Origin of the sequence: Halorhabdus sp. CUG00001 (assembly GCF_009797925.1) — an archaeon.
Classification (GTDB): Archaea; Halobacteriota; Halobacteria; order Halobacteriales; family Haloarculaceae; genus Halorhabdus.
The window spans coordinates 1851690-1866607 of the sequence record NZ_VOLB01000001.1 but is presented as its reverse complement, the minus strand read 5'-3'; the positions used below and the strand labels follow the sequence as shown (position 1 = coordinate 1866607).

The following is a 14918-nucleotide window of genomic DNA, read 5'->3' as shown; positions in this document are numbered from 1 at the left end:
CCGGAAACCCGGCCACCAGCGGGCTAGGGTTCGTCGCTGAATAGATCGCGCATGATCTTTGCTTCCGCCGCCGAAAGCCGCTTCGAGAGGGCCGACTTCGAGATACCGATTTCGTCGGCCAACTCTTCGAAATCGATCGACCGCGGTCGATCGTAGTAGCCGGCGACGATCGCCCAGTCGATCGTTTCACGCTCTGTCTCGGTCAGATTGTCGAGATCGACGAGCTCAGAGCGACGGTCGCCAGGCCCACCCCTGACCAGTTGTTGCAAGCGGACACTCTCTGCGATCTCTCTTATGTCCGTGACGACCTCCCGTAAGGTCTCTTTGTCGGGCGGGTTCGTCCGCACGACGACCGACTGTTCGCCCAGTACCTGCAGGGAGGGGTTACAGCCGTGAGACGCCACGATCCGACAGACACACTCTCCGTCGACCGTCGTCCGTCGGTAGTGGACTGCGGCGTCCTCGATGCTCCCACACGAGGTGACGTGGCAGGTATCGTCGATTATGTGGTGGTCGAGTGGTGGGGTACTGTCACCGGTGTCGACCGCAGGACAGACACAGTCGGCGCCCTCGACTTTCAGGACGGCAGTCAGCGGGCGTCGGGAATCGAATCCTGGTCTCTCCTCGTCGTCGATTGCATCGACTGCAGGACTCGATCGGGGACTCATACGTGATGATCCATACCGGAATGCCCTGAATCTATTGCCGATTCTTTCGGAAAGAGAACGCGTGTTGACCGATTGTACGGTTCGACATCGAAGGCGCGACCGATAGCGTGCTCTTTGACCGCACGCGTGGGACGCGTGCCCTCCGTCTGAGAGTGTGATCTCTCCCCCCTCGAATGCGGTTCACCGACCCGCTTTCCTGTGACGATCAGCCTGCCGTCGATCAGTCGACAAACTCGACGCCCGTGATCTCGAATCGTGCCCCGCCCGCTTGGCTCTCGGTCACGCGGATCGCCCAGCCGTGCGCTTCGGCGACGCGCCTGGCGATACTCAGACCGAACCCGGTCCCGTTGTCCTGGGTCGAATAGCTGGTCTCGAAGACCGCCTCACGCTCGTCTGGCGGAATCCCTGGCCCGTCGTCTTCGACGTAGAAGCCGCCGTCGAGTGGGCCGATCTGGACGGTTACCGCGGGGGTATCGTCGCCGTCTCTGGCCACCGTCCCGGCCGGGTCAGCGCCGTGCTCTATGGCGTTCCGGATCAGATTTTCCAGCAGCTGTCGCAGTCGGTTCCGGTCTGCGGTGACCGACCGATCGATCGACACGCGGAGTCGCGCGCCAGGGGTGTCGACCGTCTGCCAGCAGTTCTCGATCAGCGAGCGGAGCGAGACTGGTTCCGTCTCCGAGATCCGATCGCCTTCACGGGCCAACAGCAGCATTTTCTCGATCAACGTTTTCATCCGTTCGTGGGCTGTTTCGATCGCGGCGACGTGTTCGCTGTCGTCCGCTTTGGCGAGCAGTTCCAGGTGACCGCTGGCGACGTTCAGCGGATTCCGGAGATCGTGGCTGAGTACACTTGCGAACTCTTCTAAGCGCTCGTTTTGCCGTGTCAGTGCCCGCTCGTTTTCCAGCTGCTCGGTGATGTCCGATATCACCGTTACGACCTCCTGAATATCGTCGGGATCCGTCGCCAGCGGCGCCGCGTTGATCGACAGCCAATGGACCGAGCCATCGGGCCAGCGAATCCCGTGGCGATAGTCGTAGCTCGGTTCACCACTCGCGATCACGCGGGCGAACGGGAGGTCTTCGGGGGGGATCTCGTTGCCGTCCGCGTCGATGATCTCCCACTCGGGGTCGTCGTACGTTCGACCGATGATTTCCGATTCGTCCAGACCGAGGACCGCTTCGGCGTGCTCGTTTGCACGCGTGATGTTGCCGTCGTCGTCCAGGACTGTCACGCCGACCGGGAGCGTCTCGAACAATGTCGAGAGCAGCGTGTTCAGTTCCGCTAGTTCTTCTTTCTGCTCTCTGCGCTCGGTGATGTCAGTGATGAACCCCTCGAGGGTGTCTGCGGCGTCTCGTCGCTCGACCAGCTGGCCACGCTCCCACATCCATTTCGTCTCGCCTCCCTGTGTCTGGATTCGATAGGTGAGTTCGAAGCGACCGTCGGCTGCCAGTTCGTCCTGGACGGTTTCCCAGGCGCGCTCTTGGTCTGCCGGGTGAATGACATCCTCGCCCCACACGAGTGTGTCGCTCTCTAGTTCTGTCGCTGTGTAGCCTGTGGTCGCCTCACACTCCCCTTTGGCGTACTCCATGGGCCAGTCGGGATCGTTCCGACAGCGATAGACGATGCCCGGCACGTTACTGATGAGTGTCTCCAGACGTCGCGTGCGTTCGACCTGTTCGGTGATATCCCGGACGAACCCGACGATTTCGCTGACCGTGCCGTCGTCGAAGACCGGTTTGCCTTCGGCCCGGATCCATCGCACTGTCCCTTCGGGGCCATACACTTGGCACTCGACTGTCGCTGCTGTGCCCGCCGAGAGACGCCCCATCGCCCGGTGTACCGTCTCCCGATCGTCGGGATGAATTTGCGTAACGATCGACGCTGGGTCGGCCCGCAGGTCCGCGATCGACCCCGCAAAGATGTCCTCGTAGGCTCCGTTCACGAACCGAAGGGTCTCCCAGTCCGCATCGACGACGAACAGTACGTCGTCGGTCTGGGCAGCGATCTCCCGGAGTGCCCAATCCGTGTCGGTTTGCCGCTCGCGGCCGGCTCGTTCGATTACCTCACTGAGCCGGGAGGCGAGTGTTTCGCCGTCGTCGCTGGACGTCTGGCTGATGTATTCGGTCACGCCTGCCGAGACGGCCTCGCTGGCCAGTTGCTCTGACCCGTTCGCTGTCGCCACCACGAACGGCATCTCGGGGTCGACCGCCCGGACGGCTTCGAGGACGTCGATGGCGTCGATCTCGGGCGGGTCGTGGTCACTGACGATCCAATCGACCGCCTGGAGTCGATCGACTGCCGTCTCGACGCTCGTCGCCGTCTCGACGCGAAACCGGGAGTGGGTGGCTTCCAGTGCTTCCCCGACGCTCTCTTCGACGTCCGGGTCGGCGGTGACGTAGCAAATCCCGGTTGCAGCACCCATACGTCTGCAAGGTGACTAATTACTGATAATCGTTATGCTAGCCTGTCTAACACGATACGCGCGGTGATTTGTCCCATCTCGTCGCCATCAGCGATCGTCGGGCGTGCCGGTGTCGGCCTGGCGTGGTTTCGCCGTCGCACTACACCTGCTTTTGGATGTGGGCGGCTGTCCGCAACGCCAGTGCGGCGATCGTCAGGGTGGGATTCATCGCGCCGCCGGTGGGAAAGACGCTACTGCCGGCCAGCCACAGGTTCGAAAGGTCGTGGCTCCGTCCCTGTCCGCTCACGACACTCGCCGCTGGATCGCTCCCCATCCGTGTCGTGCCCATGTGATGGGACGCCGGCCCGGTGTTCTCGGGGCCGACCTGCCAGGTTCTCTCGGCATCGAGTTCGGAGAGGATCGCTTCTTGAATCTCGTTTGCCCGTCGGATCGTCCGCTCGGTCCGGGCGTCCAGTCCCCAGTGGATCTCCGGGACGGGATTGCCGTGGTCGTCGGTCCGTGCGGGATCGAGGCCGACGTAGTTCTCCCGGCGCGGGGTCTGTTCGATCAAGGCCCCGACGGCGAGGTGATTGCCGTACGCATCGGCGACTCGCTCCCGGAGCCCGTCGCCCCAGCCGCCGTCGGCCAGTGCCGCCTCGACGGGTGCGGGACCGGCGTAGTTGTGGAATTCGAGTTTGATCGCCCCGAGGTCGTCCGCGTCGGCTCCGGCCGACGGGATCCCCTCGTCTGTCCCCGCCGCGGGATCGTCGTAGAACTGGTGGGACTCGGTGGTGTTGAACCCGACGTGGTGCTGGCGTGTCGCCTGCTCGATTCGACCGCCCGTCCCCGCAAAGAGGTGTTCGGTGAAGTACCGCCCTACCAGCCCGCTGCTGTTGGCCAGCCCGTCGGGGTACTGCGACGACTGAGAGAGCAAGAGGAGCCGTGGGGTCTCGACGCCGCCGGCCGCGACGACGAACTGCCGGGCTCGCTGCCGGTAGGTCTCGCCCTCTGGCGTCGCATACACCGCCGCTGTCACGCGCTCACCCGCCGCGTCGTGTTCGAGACGCTGGACGGGAACCCGATCGATCACTCGTGTGCCTGCTTCCTCGGCTTTCGCGACGTGACTGGTGGCGTCGTACTTCGCGCCGGAGGGACAGACGGGCTGGCAGGTCCCATAGCCAACGCAGGCCGCCCGGTCGTCGTACGGCTCGGAGTTGCGGGCGTTGGGCACCGAGTGGGTCCCAATGCCCAGTGACTCACAGGCCTGGGCGAAGATCCCGTCGCTGTGTGACGGGGCAAATGCCGCCATCGGGTGGGCCTGCTCGCGCGGTGGGGCGAAGGGGTTGTCGCTCGCACCGGCCACCCCCAACGCGCTCTCTGCCTGGGCGTAGTACGGCCGGAGGTCTTCGTAGTCGATCGGCCAGTCCGCCCCGACACCCTCCCGCGTTGCGACCGAGAAATCCCGCTCGTGCAGCCGCATCACCATGCCCTGCCAGTGCAGTGTCGAGCCGCCGACGCCTTTCACCCGGGCGTGATTCAGCGGGTAGTGGCGATCTCCACTCGAAGTGAAGGCGTCCCGAGCCCCGCCCATCTCCCAGATTTCCGGGCGTCCATGTGTCGGCCGGAGGGCATCGCCCATCTGCTCGATCCGTCGTTCGGGGTCGAAGCGTGGGCCGGCCTCGAGTACGACGACCGCGTAGCCCGCCTCGGCAAGCCGGTGGGCGAGCAGCGACCCGGCCGGGCCTGCGCCGACGACACAGACGTCCACCCGCTCGCGTGGCGTCCGGTCGACGCTCACGACTGTGGCCCCCGCTGGTAACTATCGAGGCCGCCCGGATGGCCCGGCGGGTTCTCGATCCCGACCAATTGGCCGCCGGTCGGCGAGGCATACAGCGCCAGCAGCAGGTCGTTGATCACGTAGTAACGCACCTGCTCGATGTCGCTCCCGTCGGGGTCGGGCGTCGCCTCGTTGGCCCGCATTTCCCGGAGTGCGTTGTCGCGCTCTTTGCGTGACAGCGCTGCGAAGTCCCTCTCGAACCACGCCTGGCAATACTCGTCGAGATACGCGAGGGCGTCGGCGATCCCCTCGGCGTGTTCGGGCCGTTCGGCTACACGTCCATCGACGTACCGTTCGACGAAGCCCTCGATTCCGGAGACGTCGGTCGGATAGAGGACGTCGGCAGTCGCGACCATCGTTTCCCGGTCGTGGTCGGTTAGCTGGCGGTCCGTGTCGGTCGCGCGCTCGTCAGTGCCGGGCGCTGCGACGCAGCCCGCAAGGGCCACGCCCGCGGCCGACAGCGCCGCGATCGCGTCGCGTCTGGTGAGTTCGTGACTCATGGATTGGCTTCCTCGTCGGTTGTCCGAAGTGCTGTTTGGACGAACACGCCATCGGGGGCCTGTTCGGGCAGATAGGTCGCTGCACCACCACAGGCACGGACGTCCAGACAGTACTCGACGGTCGGGGTGAGCGCTCGGACTCCGTTCCGTTCGGCTTCGACTGGTACTGAGAGTCGATATTCGAAGCCACTCGCGCCGTAATCGGCGAAGACCGTCACGTCGATGTCCTCTCGGCCCTCGACGCTGAGTGTGTCCCCATCGACTGCATCGAGTGGCCCTGTTACCTGTACGGTCCCGTCGGCGATCCGGACGTCGAACGCGAGGGTTCCGTCGGTCTCGGTTGCGACGTAGTGGGCTGTCTCAGTGTCCGCTGTGACAGTGATCGTCGCACCCGTGATCCCCTCGGGGAGCCCGACGCTCGTATCCAGTGTGACGCCCGCACCCGATCGCTCGTGGACGCGCTGGAGCCGGGCATGTTCGGGCGAGCCACCCAGTGGGTCCCAGATCCCACGGTAGCCAAACCGATACAGGTCCCGGTCGGGGAAGGCGTCGGCGACGGCGAAGGGGCGATACTCCATCGCGTAGACGGTGTGCCCGTCGTAGCCGGGGTCGTTTCGTAACGCCTGGAAGGGGTGGCCCAGCCACGGGCCGTAGGGCGGTTCCACCATGACGACGGCGTTGTCCGGTGGTTCCGGCTCGAACGGCTCGTAGACGCGCTGGTAGGTGTCGGTTACGGCGGCGTTCCGCTCGACTGGCTCCGTGGCCCGATCGACTGTGATCCCGCCCACGACGAGTGTGCCCACGAGGGCAATTGCCGTCAGGGCGACAACCGCGCTTCGCTGGTCGAGGCGCGCTTCGAGGACGCTTCTGAGACTATCGAACGCCCACAGCGCGCCGACTGCGGCCAACGCCGCCGTCGGAACCACCAGGTCGAAGTGGTAGTACGGCCCCAGCGCGGCGATCAGGCCGTCACCGGCCACGTCCAGATTCCCGAGCAGATTGTAGTTGCCCCAAAAGAGGAGGTTCCCGACCGGAATCGAGACGACGAGGCCGGCGAGGGTGGCTGTCCGCGGCGACCAGTTCCGGCGCATGGCGATGGCGAGTCCGACGAGTGCGAGGCCAGCCCCGACGATGCTGCCGAACATCCACCGGCCAACGAACGCTGTGAGCACCTGGCCGTTGGCTTCGATCGAGAGTGCGGGCGTGAACTCGATGCCGTGGTTCAGGATCTCTCTGTGGCCAAAGCCCAGGCCGTCCTGTGGGGCAAATGCCTCGTAGGGGAAGGTAAGTGCCGAGCCGGTCAGGACGGCGTTGTAGCCCAGCGCGAGCGCGACGCCGACGAGGCCGAGTCCGGCCGTCGCGGCCTGTCGGGGGAGTGCGTTTCGCCAGTCGTCTCGAAGCGTCCACAGCGCGTGGCCGACGAACGGCGCGGCAAAGAGCACAGCCGTGAAGGGCCGTGCGAAGAACGCCAGGCCGATCGCTGTGCCGGCCCCTGCTGCCCACCGCCAGTCGTCGGTCCGATCGGCCCGGAGGTACGCGTAGGCAAAGGCCACATTTAGCAGCGTCGTCGGCGCGTAGGGGAGGAACGTCGCCGTGTCGAGGAGGAACAACGGCGAGGCCAGGACGAAGATGGCCGCCAGCAGTCCGGTCCGGCGATCGAAGACCTCCCTCGCCACGCCCGCGACGCCCGCGAGAATCCCGGCGGCGATGGCGGGCAGGGCCAGTCGGTAGCCCCCGAACAGTTCCCCCAGCGCGAACATGCCTGCGGGGACCGGGGCGTACTTCGGATAGAGGCCCCCGCTTCCCTCGACGAAGAACCACGGCCGGAAGATGCCCTCGACGGGCGGCTTGAGATGGAGCTTCCCTTCAAGCAACATCGCGGCCTGCTGGAGATAGACGCCTTCGTCGTGGTTCAGCGAGTGGTACGGAAAGAGTTCCGTCGAGACGGACCAGACAGCGATGGCCCCGACCAGTGCGATCGCGAGCGTGGCGATTCGAAACCGGCGTCGGTTCATCACTCGGCGGGGAACCAGGCCAGGGGATGGTCGGTCGCCAGGCGGACCCGGACGCGTTTGTCCATCCCGAGTTCTTCGGCGTGGTTGTGTTCACAGTGCAGGACGGCCCCGGAGTCTAATTCGACCGTGTAGACGAACGACGGGCCGGTGTACTGCCGATCGACGATCCGGGCGTTGGTGCCCGCGGGATCGGCCGGGACGGCCCGGATGTCGTCGGGTCGGACCAGCACGTCGATCGTGGCACTCTCGTATTCAGTGTCCAGCCCCTCGATGCGATCGGCGTCGAGACATCCCAGTGGCGTCTCGACACAGCCGTCTGCGAAGGTACCCGAAACGAACCCCGCCTGGCCGAGGAATTCGGCGACGAAGCGGGATTCGGGCTGTTGGAAGACCACTTCCGGGCGGCCGATCTGTTCGACGTGGCCGTCGTCGATGACCGCCACGCGGTCGCTGATCGAGAGGGCTTCCTCCTGGTCGTGGGTCACGGAGACGGCGGTGACGCCGGTCTCTTTGATGATCCGCCGGACTTCTCGGCGCATCTCCTCGCGCAGGCCGACGTCGAGATTCGAGAACGGTTCGTCCAGAAGCAGGACCTCGGGTTCCGGGGCCAGCGAGCGTGCCAGTGCGACCCGCTGGCGCTGGCCGCCCGAGAGGTCCTCCGGGCTGGCTTCGCGATAGTCGCCGAGACCGACCAGCTCCAGGAGGTCCTCGACGCGCTCGTCGATTGCCGCCTCCTCGCGGTCCTGAATGCCGAAGGCAACGTTCTCCCCGACGGTCAGGTGTGGGAACAGCGCGAACTCCTGAAAGACCAGTCCCACGTCCCGCTTTTCTGGCGGGCGGAAGGTATCGCCGCCGGCGACGGTTTCGCCGCTGACCTGAATCGTCCCCTCGTCGGGTTCGTCCAGCCCAGCGAGCAGGCGTAGCGTGGTCGTCTTCCCACAGCCCGAGGGGCCAAGCAGCGTCAGCAGTTCGCCGTCCTGGACGGTCAGGCTGATGTCGTCGACGGCTGTCTCGGGGCCGAACCGGCGGGTCACGCCGTCGAGTGCGAGGATCATTTCCTGCTTTTCGTCGGTTACGTTGGATTTGCCGGTCGTCTGGGGCTGTGTGTCGACTGGAGTTGATGGTTGTGATGCAGTCATGTGTTCGAACCCTCCTGGGAGAGGATGACGGCCATCGAGAGGCCGGAGATGACGATCAAGGCGAGAGCGGGTATCGCGGCCTGGCCGTACAGTCCGGCCTCCCGGACCTTCCAGATGTAGGTTACCAGCGTATGATCGAATTGCAGCGGCCGCATCATCAGTGTTGCCGGTAGTTCCTTCATCGTCGTGAGAAAGACCAACGCCGCGCCGGTCGCGATCCCGGGGGCGATCAGCGGGAGCGTCACCGCCCGGAAGGCACCGAGTCGGGATCGACCCAGCGTCCGGGCGGCCTCGATCAGTCGGCTATCGACTTGCATCGTCGAGGCCCGGATCGCCCCGATGGCCTGTGGGACGAACCGGACGACGTAGGCAAACACCAGTAGCGGGAGCGACCGGTAGACCAGTTCCGTGGCCGATTTCGGGAGCCCGTGGAGGCTCGCGAGCAACAGGGCGATCGCGATGACGATTCCCGGTGTCGCGTACCCGACGTAGGAGAGCCGGTCGGCCAGCCGGGCCAGCCGTGACCGGCCGCGGGCGGCCGCCACCGCGACCGGCAGCGCGACGAGGATCGAGGCGATCGCCGCGAAGACGGCCAGGTACACCGAGTTCCAGCCGTACGTCCAGGAAAAGGCCAGCCCGCCGGTGTTGTAGCCTGCCCCGTCACCGGTCAGCCAGAGTCCGAACACGGCGACTGGCAGGGCGACCGCAAGCAGCGCGACCGTGGCTGGAACGAGGGCGGCGACGTAGCGCCAGTTCCCCAACTTGATGAGGGCGCCGCCGCGCGATCCGCGACTCGCGTAGGCCCCCTCGTCGTCGGCACCGAGTTGCGATTCGAGGTAGAGAATCGCTGCCGTCACCCCGAGCAACTGCAGCGACAGCAGGGCTGCGTAGGGCCGCATCAGGTTCTGGTAGCGCGCGTAGATGAACTGCGTGAACACCTCGACACCCATGAAGTTCGGCGTCCCGAAGTCAGCTAGGGTGTACAGCGCAACCAGCAGCGCGCCGGCGGCGATCCCGGGGGCGATCTGGGGGAGTGTAACCCGTCGAAACGCACCGAGACGCCCGGTATCGAGCGTCCGGGCGGCCTCGACCAGTGAGGTGTCGAGTGACAGTAGCGACGCTCGCGTCGTCAGGAGGACGTACGGATACGTATACAGCGTGAGGACGGCGGCCGCGCCGGCAAAGCCGGTCACGGCCGGCAACTCCGGCAGGCCCAGCGGCGCGAGCAACGTATTGAGACTCCCCCCCGAGCCAAAGCCCGAGATGACTGCAAGCGCCCCGAGATAGCTCGGGATCGCCAGCGGGAGTGCGGTCAGGACCGTCCAAAAACGCGCGAACGGCAAGTCTGTTCGGGCGGTGAGGACGGCGATCGGGACGCCGACGAGGACGCTTGCCGTCGTGACCACGACGACGAGTGCGACGCTGCGCAGGAGGACTTCGATCGTCTGTGGGTCGACGGTGAGTTCGAGGGCACGCGGCCCGAGGTCGAACACTTCGACGAACAGCCAGGTGAGAGGGACGACTAGCGCGACGGCCACGACGACGGCAAGCACCGTGAGCCCGTCGGGGAGACGCTCGCGTCCAGCTCTGGGGAGACGCTCGCGGAGGCGGTCAGTGCGGCCCGGCGAACTCATCCCAGCACGCCCGCCTCGCGCATCAGATCGAGTGTCGGTTCGAGGTCGGAGAGGTCGGCGAGATCGATCTCGGGCGGATTCAGTTCGTCGACGGTCGGCAGGCCGCCGACAGGTTCGACGTCAGGGATCATCGGGTAGGCGAAACTCACCGTCGCGAAGAACTCCTGGGCTTCGGCCGACAGCAGATGCCGGACGAAATCAGCCACGAGGTCACCCTTCTCGGTCCCTTTCACCTGCAGCGCCCCGGCAACGTTGACGAGGGCACCGGCATCACCGCTGGTAAAGGCCAGATCGAGTGGGGCATCGGGGCGCTGATTTTTCACTCGCATCGCGTAGTAGTGGTTGGCGAAGCCAGCGGTGAGATCGCCGTCGGCGACTTCCTGGGCGACGACGTACTCGTTGGGGGAGCTACTGGTGCCTGCCTGTCCCATCGACTGGAGCCACTGGCGAGTGGCGTCTGCACCCTTCTGCAATCGCATCGCGGTCACGAAGGACTTGAAGGCACCGTAGGTCGGTGCCCAGCCCATCGTGCCCTGGAGTGGCCCAGTCTCGGGGAACTGCGCGATCTGTTCGGGTATCTCGCTGTCGCTGATGGCGTTGGTGTTGTAGGGCACACTGCGGGCGCGGCCGGCGACGCCGACCCACGAGCCGTCCTCGCCCTGGAAGTCGGCTGGAACGGGATCGAGCGCCGCGTCGGCAAGCGGTTCGTAGGCGTCGTTGTTGGCGACGTACCCGAGCGAGGCGGCGTCGATCGACCAGAAGACGTCGGCCTGGGCGGCCCCGGCTTCGACCTCTTCGACGACTGTCTGGGCCAGCGACGAGGAGGGAGCGGCGCTGCTGAACACCGAAAAATCCGGGTAGATCTCTTCGAGCATCTCGACGAAGTTGAGATAGATGCCACCTTCGCCGCCGCCGATGTAGAGGTTCAGCGATCCCGACAGGTCCGGCAGGTCCGCGATCGACGTCCCGCCCGGCGCGGGCCGGCCCTCCGCGAGCGTACCGGAGCCACGGAACTGCGACAGCGAGGGAATGTCGAGGTTCCCGGCCCCCTCGGTCGTCGTCCCGTCCGTCTGTCCTGCACAACCGGCTAGACCGGCCAGCGCGCCGGCGCCGATCGCGCCTAGAAACCGTCGTCGACTCGTCGATGGCTCACTCATCTTTGTTTTAGGTTTGCCTAAATGCATAAAAGCTTCATGATCCTCCTGGGCCACCGTCGGCGGCCACGGGATGTTTCTGGGCCGGTGCCTGCTCGATCTCGCCGAGACAATCGAGCCAGTCACGCAGGTGCTCGCCACAGTATGCCAGGAACTCGCCGTTCTGGTACTCGCTTGCGTCGGCTGCGACGAGCGCGTCGGCGACCGCTCGGGCCACCTCGCGGTAGGAGTCAGCGTCTGCCCCGGCGTCGTCGACGATCTCCCAGACGTGTTCGTTGAGTTCTAACCCGGCCACTTCGTTCGCGAGGTCGTCGAACGTCGACCGCGGGGCCTTGTTGTGTGCACACAGCGGGTTGCCGTTGTAAATCTGCTTGCCCAGGACGTCACAGGCCCGTTTGAGGAGGAGTCCCGACCAGATGTCGTCGAATCGGCCCACGTCCCATGGGTTGTCGTCCATCGGGAACTGGTAGAATGCGGGCACGACCGCCCGGCGAAACGCGAGGTTCATCGAGCAGACGGTCAGATAGTTGCCCGGTCTGGCCACGAAGTCCGGCCCGAAGTCCTCGGCCGTCGTGCGGGTCTGGGCCTGGCCCTGGAGGTCACCGTCCATCAGGATCCGGACGGCATCGAGGTCGGGCACGTTCGTCCACAGGCCCTGGGAGGCGACGACCGATTCGACGCCAACGCTCGTCTCCGTCCAGTCTTCGTCCATCGCGCTGTAAGGATACCCGCGCGGATAGAGATCGTGGTCGCTCTGATAGAGGACGTTGACCCACTGCTCGTCGGACTCGACGGCGGGTAGCTCGCCCTCGTAGGCGAGATTGGCCAGGTGTGTCCCGAAGAAATCCGTCTCTTCGTGTGGGCGGGTGTCGTCGTCCAGGAAGACGCCGTACTCGAAGCGCTCGTTGGCCCACAGGTACAGCAGGCCGAACGACGTCTGGGCGTGGCTGCCGGCCGGGATCAGGTACTCGTACTCGGCGATGCCGTGCTCGTGAAACCACTGCTCGCGAGCAGTCGCGTCGAAGACGGCCCCATCGAGGCCTTCCTCCTCGAGCAGTCGCTCCATCTCGTCGGTCTCACACCAATCCTCGGTGACCAGTACGACGAACAACCGATCGGTGTCGAACCCGTGTTTGCGGGCGTTCTCGGCGTAGGCCGCGATGGCCTCGTACTCGCGTATCGTCGGCATCACGACGCAGACATCTTGGGGTGGCATTCCTGTCGCCGCCTAGTTTAGGATGGCCTAAAAGCTTGCTGATCGGCGATGTCCAGTGCCGTGCCGCCACTGTCCACTGATCTGGGGGACTAACTACCGGCACGTCCTCGTCTCGGATCCGACGATCTGTGCGTACTGGCCTGTCAGGCGCGTGCGGCGACCAGTCGTCGGATCGGCCCCTCTCGACGTCGAGGCTTCAGCCGACGATCTAGGTGTCGTCACTGTCTTTTCCCCCGAGGCCGTCCACATCCGGGAGGGTGACGTCAGTCTCGGCCGCGAGCTGTTCGATATCGGACTGTTCTTCGGCCATGCCCGTGGTCATCAACAGCCGCAACGCCCGGCGGACACTGATGTCGATGTCGTAGGCGTCGGCTTCGGGCACTATCAGGAGTCGCCCGCCGGTCACGTTCGGGCTGGTCGGGACGAACACGTTGAACGCTTCCCCGGTGACCGTCTGGACGGAGTCGGGGCTCTCGCCGGTGACGAATCCGACTGCATAGACCCCGTCGCGTGGGTACTCGACGAGGACGACACTCTCGTAGTGGTTCTCCCGATTGCGGAGTGCGTTGGTCATCTGGCGAACGCTGGTGTAGATGACGCTGACCAGCGGGACGATGCCGAAGGCCCGATCGAACCACTCGAAGAGCCACTGGCCGAACGATCGCTGGGCGAGATAGCCAAGCAGGGCTACCAATCCGAGCAACGCGACCAGGGTGATGCCCTGGGCGACCAGTGCGATATCGGCGGTGTACCGTGACAGCGCCGTCGCCTGAACGATCGGATTGACGAACCCGGAGACCCACCCGATCAACAGTCGGAGGGCGACGATCGTGACGATGAGTGGTGCGACGAAGAATATTCCGGCGACGAAACTCCGACGGATCGTCTGCAGGCGAACCATACTGCACAGCCAGCCACCGGAGGGTCTTAAACTTCGGTCCCGACCCTGGCCCGAATCGACGCCCACAAACCGATCCTCCTCGTAATCGCCGGCAATGGACGTGCAGTTTCTGGGCGGCGCTCGCGAAATTGGTCGGAGCGCGGTCCTGATCGACGATCGACTGCTCGTCGACTTCGGGATGCAGACGGCGACGCCGCCGCAGTTTCCACTCGATGCAGACCCCGAAGCAGTCGTCGTCAGCCACGGCCACCTCGATCACGTCGGGACGATCCCCGCCCTGCTGTCGGGTGATCGGCGGCCGCCGATCCACTGGACGCCACCGACTCGTGAGTTGGCGCTGACGCTGGCCCGGGACACGATCAAACTCCACGGTGGCACCTACGACTGCCCCTTTACGGAGCAGGAAGTCAAGCGAGTGACGCAAGTTAGCGAGACGCACGGCTATCGAGAGCCCTTCGAGGCGGCTGGCTACGAGGTCACGTTCTTCGACGCCGGGCACATCCCTGGGAGTGCCCACGTTCTGATCGACGACGGCGAGACGCGACTGCTGTACACGGGTGACTTTCACACGGGCGATCACCGCGGGAGCGACGCTCCCGCGAGCCGTACGGATCGGCGCGGCAGGCCGATCCGTGGACAGCGACTCGTCGCCGGCACCACTGCCCGGCCCGACGCCGACGTCGTGATCACCGAGAGCACGTACTCGGACGTGACCCACGAGGACAGAGCAGCGATCGAAGACCGGTTCGCCCAGAGCATCAAGACGACGCTGTGGGAGGGTGGGACGGTCGTGATCCCGGCCTTTGCGATCGGCCGGACCCAGGAAGCCATGCTGATCTGTGCGGCTCACGACATCCCCTGTTACGTCGACGGGATGGGGACGCACGTGACGGAATTGCTCCGTCGCCATCCTGAATTCCTCCGCGATCCCGAGGCACTCCAGCGGGCCAAATCACACGCTCGCTTCGTCACGGGGAGAGACGGGCAAAGCGGGGGCGGAGCCCCCGGATTCCGAGCGGGAGGCACCGGTGCCTCCCGCGAGGAGCGCGAGCGCATCGCCGAGCAGAACACGGCGATCATCACCACCTCGGGGATGCTCTCGGGCGGTCCGGCGATGACGTACGTTCCGGCGATCCGGGATCGCCCGGTGAACAAGATCGCGATGACCGGCTACCAGGTCGCGGGCACGCCCGGCCGAGCGTTGCTAGAGACGGGCCGGGCCGAAATCGACGGCCAGGTGATGCCCGTCGCCGCCCAGGTCGAACAGTACGAGTTCTCCGCGCATGCTGACCGTGGCGGCCTGCTCGACTTTCTTGGGAACTACCGCGATTCGGAACTGCTCGTCGTCCACGGCGATCGAACCGTCGACTTCGCCGCGGAACTGGCCGCAGACGGCTTCGACGCGTCGGCACCCGAACGCGGTGAGACGGTCACGCTGTGAGTCGGCACGTTG

The 14918-nt window shown here is 65.5% G+C and carries 11 protein-coding genes; 1 reads left to right on the top strand and 10 read right to left on the bottom strand.

Translation table 11 applies throughout. The features are described from left to right. Window positions 1–23 precede the first annotated feature (23 nt). From FR699_RS09365 to FR699_RS09320, 10 genes are all read right to left on the bottom strand, one after another. On the bottom strand, window positions 24–668 hold the full coding sequence (locus FR699_RS09365) for a helix-turn-helix domain-containing protein (RefSeq protein ID WP_158855249.1): 645 nt from the start codon (window positions 666–668) through the stop codon (window positions 24–26). A 220-nt stretch (window positions 669–888) separates the two neighbouring features. Next, window positions 889–3090, bottom strand: a complete 2202-nt coding sequence (locus tag FR699_RS09360) for a PAS domain S-box protein (RefSeq protein WP_158855248.1) — start codon at window positions 3088–3090, stop codon at window positions 889–891. Window positions 3091–3229: 139 nt separating this feature from the next. After that, window positions 3230–4867 carry a GMC family oxidoreductase gene (locus FR699_RS09355; protein WP_199268309.1) on the bottom strand — a complete coding sequence of 546 codons (1638 nt, stop codon included), beginning with the start codon at window positions 4865–4867 and terminating at the stop codon, window positions 3230–3232. Further along, a complete protein-coding gene (locus tag FR699_RS09350) occupies window positions 4864–5406 on the bottom strand; it encodes a gluconate 2-dehydrogenase subunit 3 family protein (RefSeq protein WP_158855247.1) in 543 nt (180 codons plus the stop codon). The genes FR699_RS09355 and FR699_RS09350 overlap by 4 nt, the downstream gene beginning before the upstream one ends. Further along, the gene (locus tag FR699_RS09345; RefSeq protein WP_158855246.1) at window positions 5403–7421 is read right to left on the bottom strand and encodes a glycosyltransferase family 39 protein; all 2019 of its coding nucleotides are present in this window, start codon (window positions 7419–7421) and stop codon (window positions 5403–5405) included. The genes FR699_RS09350 and FR699_RS09345 overlap by 4 nt, the downstream gene beginning before the upstream one ends. Then, window positions 7421–8560 (bottom strand): ABC transporter ATP-binding protein, encoded by a 1140-nt coding sequence (locus tag FR699_RS09340; protein ID WP_158855245.1) that lies wholly within the window; start codon window positions 8558–8560, stop codon window positions 7421–7423. The genes FR699_RS09345 and FR699_RS09340 overlap by 1 nt, the downstream gene beginning before the upstream one ends. Then, window positions 8557–10194, bottom strand: a complete 1638-nt coding sequence (locus tag FR699_RS09335) for an iron ABC transporter permease (protein WP_158855244.1) — start codon at window positions 10192–10194, stop codon at window positions 8557–8559. Before FR699_RS09335 ends, FR699_RS09340 begins: the two co-directional genes overlap by 4 nt. Then, on the bottom strand, window positions 10191–11351 hold the full coding sequence (locus FR699_RS09330) for an extracellular solute-binding protein (RefSeq protein ID WP_158855243.1): 1161 nt from the start codon (window positions 11349–11351) through the stop codon (window positions 10191–10193). Before FR699_RS09330 ends, FR699_RS09335 begins: the two co-directional genes overlap by 4 nt. 34 nt (window positions 11352–11385) lie before the next feature. Continuing rightward, window positions 11386–12564 carry an alpha-1 4-glucan-protein synthase gene (locus FR699_RS09325; protein ID WP_158855242.1) on the bottom strand — a complete coding sequence of 393 codons (1179 nt, stop codon included), beginning with the start codon at window positions 12562–12564 and terminating at the stop codon, window positions 11386–11388. 208 nt (window positions 12565–12772) lie between these two features. Further along, window positions 12773–13465, bottom strand: coding sequence for a DUF502 domain-containing protein (locus FR699_RS09320; RefSeq protein ID WP_158855241.1), 693 nt, complete (start codon window positions 13463–13465; stop codon window positions 12773–12775). Window positions 13466–13559: 94 nt separating this feature from the next. Between FR699_RS09320 and FR699_RS09315 the strand changes: the two genes are divergently transcribed. Continuing rightward, window positions 13560–14906 carry an MBL fold metallo-hydrolase gene (locus tag FR699_RS09315; protein ID WP_154553045.1) on the top strand — a complete coding sequence of 449 codons (1347 nt, stop codon included), beginning with the start codon at window positions 13560–13562 and terminating at the stop codon, window positions 14904–14906. Window positions 14907–14918 lie beyond the last annotated feature (12 nt).